Source organism: Nonomuraea sp. NPDC052265 (assembly GCF_044547985.1).
In the GTDB taxonomy this organism is placed as follows: Bacteria; Actinomycetota; Actinomycetes; order Streptosporangiales; family Streptosporangiaceae; genus Nonomuraea.
This window is the reverse complement of the sequence record NZ_JBIUBJ010000006.1, coordinates 487,976-505,210: the sequence shown is the minus strand read 5'-3', so window position 1 is coordinate 505,210 and position 17,235 is coordinate 487,976. Positions and strand designations below refer to the sequence as shown.

Here is a 17,235-nt window from a genome sequence, read left to right as displayed (position 1 = left end):
GTCAGCCCTCCGGCCAGGTCTTGGCCACGAGGGTCAGCACGTCGTACGTGGCGACCGGGACGCCGTCCTGGTTGGTCACGGTGGCGTCCCAGCGGACCTCACCGTAGTCGGCGCCGCTGCGCGGCGTGATCTGCTTGACGGTCAGCGCGACGGCGATGGCGTCGCCGGCCTTGACCGGGGTGAGGAAACGCAGCCCGTCGACGCCGAAGTTGGCCAGCACCGGGCCGGGCGCCGGGTCCACGAACAGCCCGGCGGCCAGCGACACCACCAGGTAGCCGTGCGCGACGATACCGCCGAACAGCGGGTTGCGGGCGGCGGCCTCGGGGTCGGTGTGGGCGTAGAAGGTGTCGCCGGTGAAGTCGGCGAAGTGCTCGATGTCGGCGAGGGTGACCGTGCGCGGCGCGGAGGCGATCGTGTCGCCCACCCGCAGCTCGGCCAGCGACTTGCGGAAGGGGTGGACGCCGGACTCGGCACGGGCCGAGCCGGTCGTCCAGCGGCCGGTGATCGCGGTGAGCTGGTCCGGCGAGCCCTGGACGGCGGTGCGCTGCATGTGGTGCAGGACGCCGCGCACGCCGCCCAGCTCCTCCCCGCCGCCGGCCCGCCCGGGGCCGCCGTGGACGAGGACCGGCAGCGGCGAGCCGTGCCCGGTGGACTCCTTGGCGTCGTCGCGGTCGAGGACGAGGACCCGGCCGTGCCAGGGCGCGAGCCCGAGCACGACGGACCGAGCGACCTGCGGGTCGTGGGTGGCGACGGAGGCGACCAGACTGCCCTTGCCCCGAGCGGCCAGGGCGACCGCCTCCTCGACGCCGTCGTAGGCGAGCACGGTCGCGACCGGCCCGAACGGCTCCACGTCGTGCGGCTCGGCGGCGCCGGGGCGGGCGCGCAGCAGGAGCGGGGTCATGAACGCGCCGCGCTCGGGGTCGCCGTCGAGCAGGGACGCGCCCCGCGGGTCGCCGTGGACCACCTCGGCGCCGGCCCGCAGCGCCTCGACCGCCTTGCGCACTTCCTCCCGCTGGCCGAGACTGGCCAGCGGGCCCATCCGCACGTCGGGGTTGCGCGGGTCGCCGACGCTGATCGCCGACAGGCGCGCGGCCAGCGCCTCGACCACCTGGCCGGCCAGGTTCTCCGGCACCAGCACGCGGCGGATGGCGGTGCACTTCTGCCCGGCCTTGACCGTCATCTCGGTGACGACGCCCTTGACGAACAGGTCGAACTCCGGATCGTCCGGGCGCACGTCGGGGCCGAGGATCGAGCAGTTGAGCGAGTCGGCCTCGACGCCGAGGACGACGCCGCCGTCGAGCACGTTCGGGTGGCGGCGCAGGATGCCCGCGGTGTGGGCCGAGCCGGTGAAGGCGACGGAGTCCTGGACGGTCAGCTCGTCGAGCAGCCCGGCGGGGCTGCCGGAGAGGAGCTGGAGCGTCCCTTCTGGCAGGAGGCCCGACTCGATGATCTGCCGGACGGCCAGCTCGGTGAGGTAGGCGGTCTGGGCGGCGGGCTTGACGATCGACGGGAGCCCGGCCAGGAAGGCCGGCGCCAGCTTCTCCAGCATGCCCCAGACGGGGAAGTTGAAGGCGTTGATCTGCACGGCGACGCCCGGCCGCGAGGTGTAGAGGTGCTGGCCGGCGAAGGTGCCGCCCTTGCCCAGGCGCTCCAGGCCGCCGTCGAGGACGACGGTGTCGTTGGGCAGCTCGCGCACGCCCTTGCTGGCGTAGCTGAACAGGGTGCCGATGCCGCCGTCGACGTCGACCATGGTGTCGCGCGAGGTGGCGCCGGTGCGGGTGGACAGGGCGTACAGGGCGTCCTTGCGCTCGATCAGGTGCTTGGCCAGCGCCTTGAGCAGGGCGGCCCGCTCGTGGAAGGTCAGGGCCCGCAGCGCCGGGCCGCCGGTGTCGCGGGCGTGCCGGACCAGGGCGGCGACGTCCAGCCCCCGGCTGGAGATCCGCGCGACCTCCTCGCCCGTCGCGGCGTCGAGCAAGGGTTCCCCGTCGTCCGACGCGCGGAACCATCGTCCGGCGGCGTAGCTCTCCAGCAGCGCGCTCACGCTGTCTCCTCTCTTGCGCGGAAGCCCCGACTCATGCAACCGTATTACTGACCGAGCGATAAGTAAATAAGACCGATGTCTCGGAGGGACGATGACCACCACGCCGGCGGAGCCGGACCTGGAGGAGCGGCTGCAGGCCGCCTTCGACGCGACCATCGCGGGTCACGACCGGATCGAGCCCCGCGACTGGATGCCGGAGGCGTACCGCAGGACCCTCGTCCGCCAGATCGCCCAGCACGCGCACTCCGAGATCATCGGCATGCAGCCCGAGGGCGAGTGGATCGGGCGCGCCCCGTCGCTGCGCCGCAAGTCGATCCTGCTGGCCAAGGTGCAGGACGAAGCCGGGCACGGCCTCTATTTGTACTCCGCGTGCGAGACGTTGGGCGTCTCCCGCGCCGAGCTGACCGAACTCCTCTTGTCCGGCAAGCAGAAATACTCCTCGATCTTCAACTACCCGACGCTGTCCTACGCCGACGTCGGCACCATCGGCTGGCTCGTGGACGGCGCCGCGATCTGCAACCAGGTGCCGCTGTGCCGCACCTCCTACGGCCCGTACGGGCGGGCCATGATCCGCATCTGCAAGGAGGAGTCCTTCCACCAGCGGCAGGGCTACGAGCTGCTGATGACGATGATGCGCGGCACCGACGCCCAGCGGGAGATGGTCCAGGAGTCGGTCGACCGGTTCTGGTGGCCCTCCCTCATGATGTTCGGCCCGCCCGACGACCGCTCCCCCAACAGCGAGCGCTCGATGGCCTGGGGCATCAAGCGCAACTCCAACGACGAGCTGCGCCAGAAGTTCGTCGACATGACGGTCCCGCAGGCGAAGGCGCTCGGCGTCACGCTGCCCGACCCCGACCTGCGCTGGAACGAGGAGCGCGGGCACCACGACTTCGGGCAGCCGGACTGGTCGGAGCTGGCGGCGGTCATCCGCGGCGACGGGCCGTGCAACGCCCAGCGCGTGCGCCACCGCCGGGCCGCCCACGAGGACGGCGCCTGGGTGCGCGAGGCCGCTTCGGCGTTCGCGAGCCGTACGGCGGCCGGGGCGGGCGCCCGATGAGCGCCGACCGGCGGGAATGGCCGCTCTACGAGGTGTTCGTCCGCGTCAAGCGCGGGCTCAACCACGTCCACGTCGGGTCGCTGCACGCCCCCGACGACGCGATGGCCCTGCGCCACGCCCGTGACGTCTACACCCGGCGCAACGAGGGCGTGAGCATCTGGGTCGTACGCTCCGACGCCATCACGGCCTCCAGCCCGGACGAGAAGGACCCGCTGTTCGCACCGAGCGGCGACAAGGTCTACCGGCACCCGACGTTCTACGACATCCCGGGCGACGTCCCGCACATGTGAGAGGGGGGTCCAGCGTGAGCGATGACCACGGCAGCATCTTCGACGGCCTGACCGGCGGGGACTCCGCGCAGTGGGCGTTCGGGACGGACTTCGAGGACCCGCTGGCGGGCGTGGACACCACCGTGCCCGAGGGGGTCGGCTGCGCCGAGCTGGCCGCGTACTGCCTCATGCTCGGCGACGACGCGCTGATCATGTCGCAGCGGCTCACGGAGTGGTGCAGCCGCGCGCCCGACCTGGAGGAGGACATCGCGCTCGCCAACGTGGCGCTCGACCTGCTCGGGCAGGCGCGCTTGCTGCTGGCGCGGGCGGCCGCGGCCGACCCCGGCGTGGCGCCCGCGCTCCCGCAGGGCTCGCCGGTGCCGCCGGAGGACGCGCTGGCGTTCTTCCGCGACGCCGGGCAGTTCAGGAACGTGTGGCTGGCCGAGGTCGAGAACGGCGACTTCGCGCACGTCGTCGTGCGCCTGCTGCTGTTCTCGACGGCCCGGCTGGCGCTGCTGGAGCGGCTGTCGGCGAGCGCGGACACGGTGCTGGCCGCCGTCGCCGCCAAGGGCGTCAAGGAGGTCTCCTACCACCGGGACTGGGCGGGCCGCTGGTTCCTCACCCTGGCGCAGGGCACCGAGGAGTCGCGCCGCAAGCTCGACGCCGCGCTCGACGAGCTGTGGCCGCTGCTGGCCGAGCTGGTCACCGCGCATCCGGTCGAGCTGACCCTCGCGGACGCGGGCGTCGCCGTCGATCCCGCCGCGCTGCGCGCCGACGTGGACGCCGTGCTCGGCCAGGTGTTCGCCGTGAGCGGCGTGCCCCGTCCGGCCGGCGAGGGCGAGCCGGGCGGCGGCCGGGACGGCGGCCACACCCCGGCACTGGCCGGTCTGCTGGCCGACATGCAGTCGGTCGCCCGCGCCCACCCGGCAGGCCGCTGGTGAACGCCCGCGAGCACGCCGGACACGCGCCCCCGGACGCCCGCGAGCACGCGACCCGCGACGCCCGCGAGCGCGCCGCCCGGGTCGCCGGGCGGGTGCGGGATCCGGAGATGCCGATGCTCACCCTCGCCGACCTCGGCGTGCTGCGCGGCGTCGAGGTGGAGCCGGGCCCGGACGGCGAGGTCGTGGTCGCCTCGATCACCCCGACGTACACCGGCTGCCCGGCCATGGCGACCATGCGCGACGACCTCGTCCACGGGCTGCGGGAGGCGGGCTTCCCGCGGGTCGAGGTGCGCGTCGTGCTCGATCCGCCGTGGTCGAGCGACTGGATCTCCGAGCGCGGCAGGGCCGCCCTGCGCGCGTCCGGGCTGTCGGCGCCCGGACCGGCCCGCCGGACGTCCGGGCCGGTGCCGCTCACGCTCGGCCCGGCCAGGCCCGCCCCGGCCTGCCCGCGCTGCGGGTCGCGGGCCACCCGGCTGACCTCCGAGTTCGGCGCCACCGCCTGCAAGGCCCTCTACGCCTGCGCCGACTGCCTGGAACCGTTCGAGCATGTCAAGGAGATATGAGATGACCACGCTCGCGCCCGCGCCGGCCCGGGCGCACGCCGCCTTCCACCCGCTGACCGTGGCGGCGGTCGACCACCTGTGCGAGGACGCCGCCGCGATCACCTTCGCCGTGCCCGGCGAGCTGCGCGAGGCGTACGCCTTCCGCGCCGGCCAGTCGCTCACCCTGCGCCGCTTCGTGGACGGGCGGGAGGAGCGGCGGTCGTACTCGATCTGCGCCCCGGCCGGGCAGGCGCCTCGCATCGGCGTCCGGGAGATCCCGGGCGGGCTCTTCTCCTCCTGGCTGGTCCGCGAGGTGCGGCCGGGGACGCGGATCGAGGTGCAGACCCCCACCGGCTCCTGGCAGGCCGACCCGGACCTGGGCGAGCGGCACCTGTGCGTGGCCGCCGGCTCGGGTATCACCCCGATGATGTCGGTCGCCTCGACGGTGCTCGCCCATCCCGGCGCGCGGGTGTCGCTCCTGTACGGCAACCGGACCAGCCGCACCGTGATGTTCGCCGAGGAGCTGGGCGACCTGAAGAACCGGTACGGCCCCCGCCTCCAGCTCGTCCACGTGCTCTCGCGGGAGCCGCGCGACGTCGAGCTGTTCTCCGGCCGGCTGGACGGCGACCGGCTGCGGCGCATGTTCACCGAGCTGGTGCCGATCGAGACGTTCGACCACGTCTGGCTCTGCGGGCCGCTGCGCATGGTCGAGGACGCCCGCCGCGTCCTGGCCGAGCTGGGCGTCCCGGCCGCGAACGTGCACGTCGAGCTCTTCTACGTCGACGCTCCCCCGCCGCGGCCGAGGCGGCCCGAGGGTGTACCGGCCGGCGCGACCACCGTGCTGACGACGGTGCTCGACGGAAGGCGCACGACCGCCACCGTCTCGCGCGAGTCCACCCTGCTCGACGGCGCCCAGCAGACCCGCTCCGACCTGCCCTTCGCCTGCCGGGGCGGGGTCTGCGGCACGTGCCGGGCGGTGGTCCGCGAGGGCGCGGCGGACATGCGCCGCAACTACGCGCTCGAACCGGCGGAGGTGGACGCCGGATTCGTGCTCACCTGCCAGACGTTCCCGGCCGGCGACCGTGTCACCGTGGACTACGACGCCTGATCCCACACAGAGGAGCTTTCCGTGACCGAAGCCCGCGCTCCCCAGGCGGAGCGCCCATGACCCTCATCGTCGAGGAGGGCGCCGACCGGGTGGTGTGGCGGCTCAACCGGCCGCAGGTGCGCAACGCGATCGACCGGGAGCTGGTCGCCGCGCTGCACGAGGCGTGCGCCGCCGTCGAGGAGGAGCCGCGCGTCGTCCTGCTCACCGGCGAGGGCACGACCTTCGCCGCCGGGGCGGACATCGCCCAGCTCCGCGAGCGGGACCGGGGCGACGCCCTGCGGGGCATCAACTCCAGGATCTTCGACCGGATCCACCGGCTGCCGATGCCGACCGTGGCCCTCGTGGACGGCTACGCCCTGGGCGGCGGGGCCGAGCTGGCCTACGCCTGCGACTTCCGGATCGGCACGCCGCGCACCCGGATCGGCAACCCGGAGACCGACCTCGGCATCCTGGCCGCCGCCGGGGCCGCCTGGCGGCTGGCCGAGCTGGTCGGGGAGCCGCTGGCCAAGGAGATCCTGCTGGCCGGCCGGGTGCTGACGGCCGAGGAGGCGCGGGCGGTCCACCTGCTCAACGACGTCGTGGAGCCGGAGGACCTGCTGGCCGCCGGTCACCGGCTCGCCGACCGCATCGCGGCGCGGGCGCCGCTGGCGACCCGGCTGACCAAGGCCGTCTTCCACGCCCCGCGCGCCGCGCACCCGTTCGTGGACGACCTGGCCCAGGCCGTCCTGTTCGAGACCGAGGAGAAGCACGCGCGCATGACGGCATTCCTGGACCGGCGGAAGGAGCGGCGCTCATGACCGCTCCACTGACACTGCCGCGGATCGTGGGCGTCTTCGGCGGCGGGCGGATGGGATCGGGGATCGCGCACGCCTTCCTCGCCGCCGGCAGCCACGTGATCGTCGTGGAGAGCGGCCCGGGGACCGCCGCCCAGGCCCGGGAACGGGTGACGGGAAGCCTGGCCAAGGCCGAGGAGAAGGGCAGGCTGGGCAGCCCGCTCCAGGACGTCCTGTCCCGGCTGCGCGCGACGGCCGACCCCGCCGAGCTGGGCCCGTGCGAGCTGGTCATCGAGGCGGTGCCGGAGGACGCGGCGCTCAAGGCGCAGGTGTTCGCCCTGGTCGAGCGGCAGGCGCCGGGCGCGGTGCTGGCCACGAACACCAGCAGCCTGTCGATCGGCGGGCTCGCGGCCGGCCTGGCCGCGCCGGAGCGTTTCATCGGGCTGCACTTCTTCAACCCCGTCCCGGTCAGCGACCTCATCGAGGTCGTCGTCGGGCCGCGTACGGACCCCGAGCTGGTCGAGCGGGCCCGGGAGTGGGCCGAGGCGCTGGGCAGGACGCCGGTCACGGTGGCGGACTCGCCGGGCTTCGCCAGCAGCCGGCTCGGCGTCTGCCTGGCCCTTGAGGCGATGCGGATGCTGGAGGAGGGCGTGGCGAGCGCGGCCGACATCGACACGGCCATGACCCTCGGCTACCGCCATCCGACGGGCCCGCTGCGCACCACCGACGTGGTGGGCCTGGACGTGCGGCTCGCGATCGCCGAACACCTGGCCCGCGAGCTCGGGCCCCGGTTCGAGCCGCCCCGGATCCTGCGTGACCTGGTGGCCGCCGGGCATCTCGGCCGCAAGACGGGCCAGGGGTTCTACACCTGGTGAGCCCCGGTCAGCGCGCGTGCCCGGCCAGGCCGTCGAAGGCGATGGCGGTGACGGCGTCGGCGACCATCGCCCGGTCGTAGGCGCCGTCCGGGCGGTACCACTCCACCAGCGAGTTGACCATGCCGAACACCAGCCGGCTGACCAGCGCGGGCGGCACGTCGTCGCGCAGCGCGCCCTCGGCGACGGCGTCGGCGACCAGCGCGGCCAGGCGGTCGTCGAGCCAGCGGCGGCGTTCCAGGGCCGCCAGCTCGACCGGGCTGTTGCCGCGTACGCGCAGCAGGAGCGTGACGCTGGGCTGGTGGGCGACCAGCACCTCGACGCTGCGCCGCACGACCTCGCGCAGGCGTTCGTAGGCGGTGCGGCCGGCGGCGTCGCGGGTGGCGGCGGTCAGGGCGGCGGTGAGCTCGTCGAGCGCGTCGTCGAGGGCCTGGCCGAGCAGTTGCTCCTTGCTCGTGACGTGGTGGTAGATGGCCGGCTTGGTCAGGCCGAGCTCCTTGGCCAGGTCTCCCATGCTGGTGGCGTCGTACCCCCTGCGGTTGAACAGCTCCACCGCGGCGCGCAGGATCGCGGCCTGGTCGTAGCCGGGGCGGCCGCGCCCGCGGCGCGGGGCGGGCCCGGCGGGCTCGGTCGTCGTCACGAAAGCCAGCATCTCACGGCAGATCAGACGTCCTCCCCGAGGCGGCCACGCCCCGGGACGCGGAGGCGATCGCGGGGTACAGTCATGATGATCTTCTCCTACCCTCCGAGGAGTGAGCCCTGTGACGTTGCCCGCCGACAGCCATGTGCACAGCGAGTGGTCCTGGGACACCGCGGGGGGTGACATGGAGCGTTCCTGCGCGCGGGCGGTTGAGCTGGGCCTGCCCGCGATCGCGTTCACCGAGCACGTCGACCACACCGTCTGGACGGTCGCCCCCGGCACCCTCGACGGCTACGACCACCTGCTCGCGCTGACCTCGCCGGACGGGCACCTCACTCCCCCGGCCTTCGACGCCGCCGGCTACCTGGAGGCGGTCGAGCGGTGCCGCGAGCGTTTCCCGGAGCTGCGGATCCTGAGCGGCCTGGAGGTGGGCGAGCCGCACCGGCACGCCGGGAGCGTCGCCCACGTGCTGGCCGCCGGGCGGTTCGACCGGGTGCTCGGCTCCCTGCACTGCCTGCCCGCCGGTGACGGCTTCAGCGAGCCGCCCGGCCTGTACGCCCGCCGCGCCGCCGCCGAGGTCGTCCGGGACTACCTGGCCGAGATCCCCGAGGTCGTGGCGGGCAGCGACGTGTTCTCCGTGCTGGCCCACGTCGACTACCCGGTGCGGTACTGGCCTCGGGCGGCCGGGCCGTTCGACCCGGCCGACTTCGAGGAGGAGTTCCGGCACGCGCTGCGGGTGACCGCCGGGTCGGGCCGGGCGCTGGAGATCAACACGGTCGTGCCGCTGGACGCGACCCTGCTGCGGTGGTGGCGCGAGGAGGGCGGCCAGGCCGTGACGTTCGGCAGCGACGCCCACGAGCCGTCCGTCGTCGCGCGCCGGTTCCGGGAGGCGGCGGAGCTGGCCCGGGCGCACGGCTTCCGCCCGGGCCGGGACCCGTACGACTTCTGGGGCCGTACGGGCTGACCCCTACCGCTCCACCAGGCGGGCCCTGAGCGGCGCCAGGTCGGCCGCCGGCAGGCCGCCGGACAGCAGGTACGCCTCCGCGCCGCCGTGCCGGCCGTCCAGGTGGGTCAGGGTGGCGAGCATGGTGTCCGCGGTGACCTCGGCGAACAGGCGCAGCGCCCTGGTCCGCGTGGCGTCGTCGTCCAGGGCGGCGAGGTGGTCGTCGAGGCGCAGGCAGACGGCGGTCATGGCGTAGTCGGCGGCGATGTCCGCACGGGAGACGCCGGCCAGCGAGAGGGCCAGCGCCACCGCCAGGCCGGTGCGGTCCTTGCCGGAGTGGCAGTGGAGCAGGACGCCCCCGGCCGGCGCGTGGGCCACGGCCGACAGGACGGCGGCGAACCGGCGGGCGCCCCGGTCGAGGATCACCCGGTAGATGCCGGGCAGCGTGTCGTCCAGCGCCTCCAGGACGCTGTCCTCCTCCCGCAGCACGGGCAGGTGGCGGCGGCCCGGTACGGCGGGGCCGGGGTCGGCCCGGCACTCGGCGGCCAGCCGGAGGTCGGCGACGAGCCGTACCCCGTGGGCGCGCAGCGCCGGGACGGCCGTCCGCCTCGGACGGTCGCCCCGCACCAGCGCGCCCCACCGGATCCGCCCGCCGTCCGCGGTCGGCAGGCCGCCGAGGTCCCGCACGTTCTCGCAGCCGGGCCAGCTCAGCACCCGCCCGCCCGCCGGGGGCTCCAGGGGCGTCGCAGGGCCGGTCATGCGAGGTCCCGCAGGTTGCTGGTCCAGGCGTCGATGGTGGCCTGCCACTCCTTCGGGTCCTCCGGGCGTCCCGGCACGCCGGGCCGGGTCTGCCACGGCAGCGGCCCCGACGCCCGCCGGTACTCCACCCCGATCGCCTCCAGCCGTGGCAGATGTCCCGCCAGCCGCGCGCGGAAGTCCTCCAGGTCCCGTCCGGCCGTCGCCCAGACGGTCTCGGCGAAGGCGGCCAGCCGGGGGAAGACCATGTAGTCGACGCGCCGGTTGGAGTCGATCAGCTCCGTCCAGACCCCGCACTGCGCGCCGAGGACCTGGGCCGCCGCCGGGTCGTCGCGCAGTTGCGCGGGCACGGGCTCGAAGGCGTAGACGTCCTCCAGGGTGAGCACGGTCCCGAACGGCACGGGCTCGTCCTTCCCCGGCCCCTGGCGGTAGTCGAAGTAGACCTGGGTGTTGGAGCAGTTGATGACGTCGTGCCCGCGCCGGGCGGCGGCCACCGCGCTGAGGTCGCCGCGCCAGGACGCCACCACCGCCCCCGGCGCCAGGCCGCCTTCCAGGATCTCGTCCCAGCCGACCAGCCGGCGCCCGCGTCCGGCCAGGAAGTCGTCGAACTGGTGGATGAACCAGCTCTGCAGCTGCTCCTCGTCCCGCAGCCCCAGCTCCCGGATGCGGCGCTGGGCGGACGGGCTCTCCCGCCACTGGTCCTTGCGGCACTCGTCCCCGCCGACGCACACGTACGGGCTGGGGAACAGCTCCAGCACCTCCTCCAGGACGTCGCGGAAGAAGGCGATGGTGGCGTCCTCGACGTTGAGCACGTTCCGGCCGATGCCCCAGGTGGTGCGGACCTCCGGCGCCGTGCCGAGGTTGCCCAGCTCGGGGTGGGCGGCGATGGCGGCCTGCGTGTGGCCGGGCAGGTCGATCTCGGGCACGACGGTGATGTGGCGGGCGGCGGCGTAGGCGACGATCTCCCTGATGTCGTCCTGGGTGTAGAAACCGCCGTGCGGGCGGCCGTCCATGGCGCCGTTCCAGCCGGTCTGGCTCTCCCGGCGCCACGCGCCGACCTCGGTCAGGCGGGGGTACCGGCGGATCTCCAGCCGCCAGCCCTGGTCGTCGGTGAGGTGCAGGTGCAGGACGTTGAGCTTGTGCAGGGCCATCAGGTCGATGAACCTCAGCAGGTCGTGCTTTGTCATGAAATGCCGGGCGACGTCGAGGAGGCAGCCGCGCCAGCCGAAGCGCGGCTCGTCCTCGATGTGCGTGCCCGGCGCGACGAGGGGTTCCGTGGCCGGCGTCCGGCGGAAGGCGGCGGCGGGCAGGAGCTGGCGGAAGGTCTGCGCGCCGTAGAAGGCCCCGGCGGGGCCGCCCGCGTCGATGGCGACGCCGTCGTCGCCCACGCTCAGCCGGTACGCCTCGGGCCCGAGGCCGTCGCCGAGCCCCAGGGTGATCGTCCCCGGGCCCGGCGTGCCGGGCAGCAGCTCACCCCCGGCGACCTGGCTGAGCTCGGCGCGCAGCCAGGCGGCCACCCCGGCGAGCGCCGGATCGGCGGTGAGCGCCGTGCGCCCGTCCAGGACGAACCTCCCGCGCCTGGTCTCCTGACCGACGGGCCTGGGAACGATCTTCAAGGGGATCTCCTCACTGGCAGGTGATGGCGGCGTCGGCGAAGTCGGCGTGGTCGGAGGTGGCGTTGTCCCCGCCGTTGGTCGCGACCAGCCGGACGAACCGGGCGCCCGTGACGGACGCCGTGACCTTCCTGGCGGGCACGGCGCCGGTGAGCACGCCCGAATGCGCGACCCGGCCGCCGTCGGCCCACACCTCGAAGTCGGCCGATCCGGCCTGGCCGACCTCGTCGTCGATGCCGGCCTGGAACTCGACCGTCGTGCAGCGGCCTGCGGTGTAGAACTCGATGTCGGCGGGGGCGTGCGTGCCCAGGCCCTTGGCGTACCGGACGCCCTCGACGGTGATCGGGCGGCCGTCGCCGGCGGCCTTCTCGCCGTTGCTGGTGTCCTTCTCGACCGGGCCGAAGTAGTTCGCGGCCCTGGTCCAGGCGAGGTCGCTCAGGTAGGTGCGGCCCGAGCCCGGCGCCTTCGCCACGATGACGACGGCGACGGCGCTCCGTCCACCCTGGGTGAAGGCGACCTCGTAGGTGCCGGGGGCGGTCCCGGCGGGCGGGGTGACGGTCCAGGTCACGGTGAACGTCTCGCCGCCGCCGAGCCGGGCGGTCCCGGCCGGCGTACGGGCCTCGGCGCGCCAGCCGTCCGGCGCGGACGCCTTGACCTCGACGTCCCGCAGCGGGGCGGTGGCCCCGGTGTTCGTGACGCGGGTGACCAGGTCGCCGGGCACGCCGGGCTCCAGCACCGACGGCCGGTCCTCGCCGAGGAAACGCGGCGGGTCCGCCTCGAACGTCACCAGGGGCGGCGCCTGCTCCCGGCTCTCCGAGACCCGGTAGAGCAGCGCCGCGTGCGCCGGGACCTGGGCCGACAGCACGTCCTTCGCCGAGGCGACCGCGCCGGACCACAGCTCCTCGACGCGGTGGCGGGAGCCGGCGCCGAGCCGGGTGGAGATCACCGCCGCCCGGTCGCTCTCGTTGAACAGCGCGATCGCCCGGTCGCCGCCGTCCAGCGGCTTGGCCAGGACGTGGTACCAGCCGTCGGAGGAGACGAGCCGGCCGTGCGCGCCCAGCCGGTCCTGGTCCACCGCGATCACCTTGGGGTTGGCGACGACGGCGGCCGGCGCCTTGGCCGGGTCGGCCTGGAGGACGAGCGGCGCGGCGCCCATCGCCCACAGCGTGAACTGGGCGCGGTACTCGGTCTCGGTCATCCCGCCGCGACCGGCCTGGATCAGGTCGGGGTCGGCCCAGCTCCCGGGGCCGGCGTACTCGGCTCTGAGCTGGTTGGTCTCCCAGATGTCGACCATGCTGGGGTAGCTGTCGGGGATGGGCTTGTTGTAGACGTTCGTCCGCCAGGTGGTGGCGCCGGCGTCCTTGCCCCACAGCCAGGGCACGGTGCTGCCGTCCTCGTTGTTCATGGCGAACACCACGCCGTCGCCGAGGGCCTGGCGCATGCGCGGGTAGAGGGTCTGGGCGATCTGCTGCACGTTCTGGCCGGGGAAGTCGGCCGTGGGGACGTTGCACCAGTCGTACTTGACGTAGTCGGCGCCCCACGCCCTGAGCTGGGCGGCGTCGGCGGCCTCCTGCTTGTAGGAGCCGGGGCCGCCGCCGGAGCACGCCTTCGTGCCGGCCGACAGGCTCAGGCCGAGCTTGAGTCCCTTGCCGTGCAGCTCGTCGGCCAGGGCCTTGACGCCGCTCGGGAAACGGGTCGCGTCGGGGGCCAGGGCGCCGCCGTCGCGCTGGGCGGCCAGCCAGCAGTCGTCCAGGACGACGTACCGGTAGCCGAGCGGCGCGAGCGGGGCGAGGGCGGCGGCGGCCTGGCGGACGGCCGCCTCCGAGACCGAGCAGCCCAGGGAACGGCTGCTCCAGCCCATCGGGGGCGCCGCAACGGTCGCCGCGGTCGCCGCTGAGCCGGGTAAGGGTGCGAAGGGCAGGGTGAGGAGGGCCGCCGCGGCGGCGGCCGTGATCGTGCGCATGGGGATCCCGTCAGGCTGGGTTGAGGCTCGGGGTGCCGGGCTCGACGACGAACGAGCCGGAGGTGTAGGCGGGCGCGTACGGCTCGGTCACCCGGGACAGCGAGCGGAAGTCGACCTTCATCTCCTGCTGGGTGAGTCTGGCGCGGACGTAGCCGCGGCGGCCGTTGAAGAACTTCACGTGCGGGTTCTCGGCGAGCAGGGTCTGGGTGTTGGGGTACTCGTCGAGGCCGTTGCCCGCGCTGGTGACCGACGTGGTGACCAGCTCGACCGCGACGGACTTCGACTCGGGGTCCTGGAAGTCGCGCTTGACCTCCCCGGCCCAGTGGGAGTGCACGTCGCCGGTGAGGACGACGGCGTTGCGCCGGTGGTCGTCGATGGCGGCGGTCAGGCGGTTGCGGGAGGCGACGTAGCCGTCCCAGCCCTCGTTGGAGTAGCCCTTGCCCTCGCCGTTGGTCCAGTCCATCTCCATGAGGAAGACCTGCTGGCCGAGCAGGTCCCAGGTGGCCTGGGAGCCCTTGAGCTGCCCGTCGAGCCAGGACTCCTGCGCGCCGCCGAGCATCGTGCGGTTGGGGGCCAGCCGCTCGGCGCAGTCGGCGCCGACCGTGCCGCTCTTGCCGGTGCAGGCGTACAGGTCGCGGTACTGGCGGGTGTCGAGCATGTGCAGGTTCGCGACGGCGCCCCAGCGGATCGTGCGGTAGAGGCGCAGGGCGGGGCCGTCGGGGCGCTGGGCGCGGCGCAGCGGCATGTTCTCGTAGTACGCCTGGAACGCCGCGGCCCGGCGGGCGAGGAAGGGCGGGTCGGGCTGCTCGGGCACGTCGCCGGCCCAGGCGTTCTCGATGTCGTGGTCGTCCCACACGACGACCCAGGGCGCGACGGCGTGGGCCATCCGCGACTCCGGGTCGGCCTTGTGCTGGGCGTGCCGCAGCCGGTAGCCGGCCAGGTCGAGGCATTCGCCGCCGGCCTGGTCGCGTACGGGGTACTTGTAGTCGCCGTACTCGTAGATGTAGTCGCCGAGGAAGGCGATGAGGTCGGGGTGGTCCTCGGCCATCCGGCGGTAGGGGGTGAACCAGCCGGTCTGGTAGTCGGCGCAGGAGGTGAACGACAGGTTCAGCGGACGGGAGCGGGTGCCGGGGGCGGGGGCGGTCAGGGTGCGGCCGGCCTCGCTGATCTCGCCCTCGGCGCGGAAGCGGTAGAAGTACTCCGCGCTCGGGCGCAGGCCGTCCAGCTCGACGTGCACGCTGTGGGCCGACTCGCGGCGGGCGTCCTCGACGCCCTGGCGTACGACGTGGCGAAAGTTCTCGTCGGTGGCGAGCTGCCAGCGCACCGGCACGACGCGGTCCGGCATGCCGCCCAGGCCGTCGAGCGCGACCGGGTCCATGGCGAGCCTGGTCCAGAGGACGACGCCGTCCGGCGTGGGCTCGCCGGAGGCGACGCCGAGCTGGAAGGGGTCGGACAGGGGGGCACGCCGGGCCGCCGCGCGCACGGGTGGGGCACCCAGTGCGGCGGCGAGGCCCAGGCTCGCGCCCCCGGCGAACAACGATCGCCGGGTGATCAAATGAAGCTCCTACTCTATGGAGGCGTTGCCGGCGGCCACGGCCTGGTCGGCGGCCTGCTGGGGGGTGAGCTTGCCGAGGTACATCTCGTTGAGGATCTGGTTGAGCTTGGTCTCGAAGCCGGTGAAGCCGGTGGTGACCGGCAGCGGGAAGGTCTGGCCCTCCGACTCCTTCAGGAACGGCGAGACGTCGAGCTTCTTGGACTTCCAGTAGTCGACGTAGCCCTGCGACAGCCCGTTGAGCGCGGGGAAGACGTAGCCGCCGTCGGCCATCATCTTCTGCGGCTCCTCGGTGCCGAGCCAGGCGGCCAGTTTCATCGCCTCGGCCGGGTGCGCGCTCTTGGCGGAGACGGCCTCGGCCAGGCCGTTGAGGTTCACCGAACGGCCCTGCGGGCCCTCGGGCATGGCGGCGACGCCGATCTCGAAGTTGGCCTCCGGCGCGACGAACGGCAGCAGCGCGTTGTTCGCCGGGAACATGGCGACCTTCCCGGCCTTGAACATGTCGGTGACCTTGCCGGTGGGCGGGTTGGTCTGGGTGGCCGGGGGCGAGACGTGGTGCTTGTTGACCAGGTCCACGCCGAACTGCAGCCCCTGGACCGAGGCGGCGTCGTTGAAGGTGTAGGTGCCGAAGGGCTTGTCCAGCAGCTTGCCGCCGTTGGAGTTGATCCAGTTCATCCACTGCGTCTGGTAGTGGTTCCAGGAGGCGAAGCCGTACGTGGTGACCTTGGCGGGGTCGAAGCCGGGCTCGCCGGGGTGCTTGCCGGCCTCGTCCACGGTGAGCTTGCGGGCCGTGTCGAGCAGGGTGCCGGAGCCGTCGGCCGTCCAGGTGAGCTTGTCCGGCAGGGGCACGCCGGCCTTGTCGAACAGGTCCTTGTTGTAGAGCAGGCCGACGATCCCCCAGTCCTTCGGCACGCCGTACAGCTTGCCCTGGTAGGTGAACGAGCCGACCACGGTCGGGTGGTACTTGGAGGCGTCCACCTGGACGGGCGCCAGCACGCCCTTGGTGACGAACTCGGGGAACTGGGTGGGGCTCATCCAGAAGACGTCCGGCGCGGTGCCGGCGACGGCGTCGGCGGTGAGCTTGGTCCAGTACTGGTCGTAGGGCAGCAGTTCGATCTTGACGTCGATGCCCGGGTTGGCCTTCTCGAAGGCGGCCATGACCTTCTCGTAGCCGACCTTCTGCTGGTCGTCCCAGAGCCGGTAGGTGAGCGTGACCTCGCCGGAGTCTCCGGAGCCCGACCCGCAGCCGGACAGGATGAGCGTGGCGGCGCAGAGCAGCGCCCCGGCCCAGCGAATCGGGGGGGATTGCAACATTCGCTGACCTCTTGTTCGTGTGCTACTTGAGGCCGGTGAGGACCACCGACCGGACGATGTGCCTCTGGAAGAAGACGAAGACGGCCACCATCGGCACGAGCGCGATCAGCCCGCCGGCCATCATCAGGTTGTAGTCGACGCCGATGCCGACCTTGAGGGTGGCGAGCGCCACCGTCATCACCCTGGTCTCGTCGCCGCTGGTGATGATCAGCGGCCAGATGAAGCTGTTCCACGACGAGATCACGGTGATGATCGTCAGGGTGCCGAGCGCCGGGCGGCACAGCGGCAGCAGGATGCGGAGCAGGACGGTCATGGCCCCGGCCCCGTCGATCCGGGCGGCCTCCTCCAGCCCGGCGGGCAGGGACTTGAAGAACTGGCGCATCAGGAAGATGCCGTACGGGGTGCCCAGCACGTACGGGATGAGCAGGCCGTACCAGGTGTTGACCAGGCCGAGCTCGCGCATGATGAGGAACAGGGGGATCATCGTGACCGCGCCCGGCACCATCATGGTGGCCACGTACAGCCAGAACAGGGCCTCCCTGCCCCGGAAGCGCAGCCGCGCGAAGGCGTAGGCGGCGAAGGTGGTGAAGACGAGCTGCCCGAGGGTGAGCACGACCGTCATCAGCAGCGTGTTGAGCACGTAGCGGGGGAAGTCGCCGCTCAACAGCCGGGTCAGGTTGCCGGTGGTGGGCGGCAGACCGGGCAGCCACGGGTCGGTGGAGCTGAGCTGCGACTGCGTCTTGAAGGCGGTCAGCACGACCAGCAGGTACGGGAAGACGGAGACGAACGCGCCGGCCGCGAGCGCGACGTGGAGCAGGATGCGCTTGATCAGGGATGCCGTCATGGGGGCC

At 73.4% G+C, this 17,235-nt stretch carries 16 protein-coding genes; 8 read left to right on the top strand and 8 right to left on the bottom strand.

From position 1 onward, the window contains the following. Position 1: 1 nt before the first annotated feature. Complete coding sequence (gene paaZ / locus ACIHAD_RS21790; protein WP_397356359.1) at positions 2-2,041, bottom strand: phenylacetic acid degradation bifunctional protein PaaZ; 2,040 nt, start codon at positions 2,039-2,041, stop codon at positions 2-4. Positions 2,042-2,132: 91 nt separating this feature from the next. Here paaZ and paaA point away from each other — a divergent pair, with 91 nt between their 5' ends. From paaA to ACIHAD_RS21755, 7 genes are read left to right on the top strand one after another with little or no spacing between them, the layout of a single operon-like run. Beyond that, the gene (gene paaA, locus ACIHAD_RS21785) at positions 2,133-3,098 is read left to right on the top strand and encodes a 1,2-phenylacetyl-CoA epoxidase subunit PaaA (protein WP_397356358.1); all 966 of its coding nucleotides are present in this window, start codon (positions 2,133-2,135) and stop codon (positions 3,096-3,098) included. Further along, a complete protein-coding gene (gene paaB, locus ACIHAD_RS21780; protein ID WP_352324188.1) occupies positions 3,095-3,388 on the top strand; it encodes a 1,2-phenylacetyl-CoA epoxidase subunit PaaB in 294 nt (97 codons plus the stop codon). The genes paaA and paaB overlap by 4 nt, the downstream gene beginning before the upstream one ends. A gap of 14 nt (positions 3,389-3,402) precedes the next feature. Continuing rightward, entirely contained in the window at positions 3,403-4,308 is a 906-nt protein-coding gene (gene paaC, locus ACIHAD_RS21775) for a 1,2-phenylacetyl-CoA epoxidase subunit PaaC (RefSeq protein WP_397356357.1), read from the top strand. Next, positions 4,305-4,871 (top strand): 1,2-phenylacetyl-CoA epoxidase subunit PaaD, encoded by a 567-nt coding sequence (gene paaD, locus ACIHAD_RS21770; RefSeq protein WP_397356356.1) that lies wholly within the window; start codon positions 4,305-4,307, stop codon positions 4,869-4,871. The genes paaC and paaD overlap by 4 nt, the downstream gene beginning before the upstream one ends. 1 nt (position 4,872) lies before the next feature. Next, entirely contained in the window at positions 4,873-5,958 is a 1,086-nt protein-coding gene (gene paaE, locus ACIHAD_RS21765) for a 1,2-phenylacetyl-CoA epoxidase subunit PaaE (RefSeq protein ID WP_397356353.1), read from the top strand. Between the two features lie 56 nt (positions 5,959-6,014). Then, a complete protein-coding gene (locus ACIHAD_RS21760) occupies positions 6,015-6,755 on the top strand; it encodes an enoyl-CoA hydratase/isomerase family protein (RefSeq protein WP_397356352.1) in 741 nt (246 codons plus the stop codon). After that, complete coding sequence (locus ACIHAD_RS21755) at positions 6,752-7,606, top strand: 3-hydroxyacyl-CoA dehydrogenase family protein (RefSeq protein ID WP_397356351.1); 855 nt, start codon at positions 6,752-6,754, stop codon at positions 7,604-7,606. Before ACIHAD_RS21760 ends, ACIHAD_RS21755 begins: the two co-directional genes overlap by 4 nt. Positions 7,607-7,613: 7 nt before the next feature. On the opposite strand, the gene ACIHAD_RS21750 is transcribed toward ACIHAD_RS21755, so the two are convergent. Further along, complete coding sequence (locus ACIHAD_RS21750) at positions 7,614-8,243, bottom strand: TetR/AcrR family transcriptional regulator (RefSeq protein ID WP_397356350.1); 630 nt, start codon at positions 8,241-8,243, stop codon at positions 7,614-7,616. Positions 8,244-8,355: 112 nt separating this feature from the next. On the opposite strand from ACIHAD_RS21750, the gene ACIHAD_RS21745 reads away from it, so the two are divergent. Further along, on the top strand, positions 8,356-9,207 hold the full coding sequence (locus tag ACIHAD_RS21745; protein WP_397356349.1) for a PHP domain-containing protein: 852 nt from the start codon (positions 8,356-8,358) through the stop codon (positions 9,205-9,207). A 3-nt stretch (positions 9,208-9,210) separates the two neighbouring features. Here the strand turns inward: ACIHAD_RS21745 and ACIHAD_RS21740 are convergent, their stop codons facing one another. The 6 genes from ACIHAD_RS21740 to ACIHAD_RS21715 are packed head-to-tail and all read right to left on the bottom strand — an operon-like array spanning position 9,211 to position 17,228. Then, positions 9,211-9,945, bottom strand: coding sequence for a tyrosine-protein phosphatase (locus ACIHAD_RS21740; RefSeq protein ID WP_397356348.1), 735 nt, complete (start codon positions 9,943-9,945; stop codon positions 9,211-9,213). Then, positions 9,942-11,558: a beta-N-acetylhexosaminidase gene (locus ACIHAD_RS21735; protein WP_397356346.1), complete on the bottom strand. Its 1,617-nt coding sequence runs from the start codon at positions 11,556-11,558 to the stop codon at positions 9,942-9,944. The genes ACIHAD_RS21740 and ACIHAD_RS21735 overlap by 4 nt, the downstream gene beginning before the upstream one ends. A 10-nt stretch (positions 11,559-11,568) precedes the next feature. Beyond that, a complete protein-coding gene (locus tag ACIHAD_RS21730; protein ID WP_397356345.1) occupies positions 11,569-13,518 on the bottom strand; it encodes an NPCBM/NEW2 domain-containing protein in 1,950 nt (649 codons plus the stop codon). Positions 13,519-13,528: 10 nt separating this feature from the next. Beyond that, positions 13,529-15,073, bottom strand: coding sequence for an alkaline phosphatase D family protein (locus ACIHAD_RS21725; RefSeq protein WP_397356344.1), 1,545 nt, complete (start codon positions 15,071-15,073; stop codon positions 13,529-13,531). Positions 15,074-15,082: 9 nt separating this feature from the next. Continuing rightward, positions 15,083-16,384 carry an ABC transporter substrate-binding protein gene (locus ACIHAD_RS21720; protein WP_397356343.1) on the bottom strand — a complete coding sequence of 434 codons (1,302 nt, stop codon included), beginning with the start codon at positions 16,382-16,384 and terminating at the stop codon, positions 15,083-15,085. 22 nt (positions 16,385-16,406) lie between these two features. Beyond that, a complete protein-coding gene (locus ACIHAD_RS21715) occupies positions 16,407-17,228 on the bottom strand; it encodes a carbohydrate ABC transporter permease (protein ID WP_397356342.1) in 822 nt (273 codons plus the stop codon). Positions 17,229-17,235 lie beyond the last annotated feature (7 nt).

What these genes read in the sequence shown, in the direction of transcription:
- ACIHAD_RS21755 (WP_397356351.1), top strand. Translation starts at nt 6,752, where the DNA reads ATGACCGCTCCACTGACACTGCCGCGGATCGTGGGCGTCTTCGGCGGC.
- paaA (WP_397356358.1), top strand. Translation starts at nt 2,133, where the DNA reads ATGACCACCACGCCGGCGGAGCCGGACCTGGAGGAGCGGCTGCAGGCC.
- paaB (WP_352324188.1), top strand. Translation starts at nt 3,095, where the DNA reads ATGAGCGCCGACCGGCGGGAATGGCCGCTCTACGAGGTGTTCGTCCGC.
- paaE (WP_397356353.1), top strand. Translation starts at nt 4,873, where the DNA reads ATGACCACGCTCGCGCCCGCGCCGGCCCGGGCGCACGCCGCCTTCCAC.
- ACIHAD_RS21740 (WP_397356348.1), bottom strand. Translation starts at nt 9,945, where the DNA reads ATGACCGGCCCTGCGACGCCCCTGGAGCCCCCGGCGGGCGGGCGGGTG.
- ACIHAD_RS21760 (WP_397356352.1), top strand. Translation starts at nt 6,015, where the DNA reads ATGACCCTCATCGTCGAGGAGGGCGCCGACCGGGTGGTGTGGCGGCTC.
- ACIHAD_RS21715 (WP_397356342.1), bottom strand. Translation starts at nt 17,228, where the DNA reads ATGACGGCATCCCTGATCAAGCGCATCCTGCTCCACGTCGCGCTCGCG.
- ACIHAD_RS21730 (WP_397356345.1), bottom strand. Translation starts at nt 13,518, where the DNA reads ATGCGCACGATCACGGCCGCCGCCGCGGCGGCCCTCCTCACCCTGCCC.
- ACIHAD_RS21720 (WP_397356343.1), bottom strand. Translation starts at nt 16,384, where the DNA reads ATGTTGCAATCCCCCCCGATTCGCTGGGCCGGGGCGCTGCTCTGCGCC.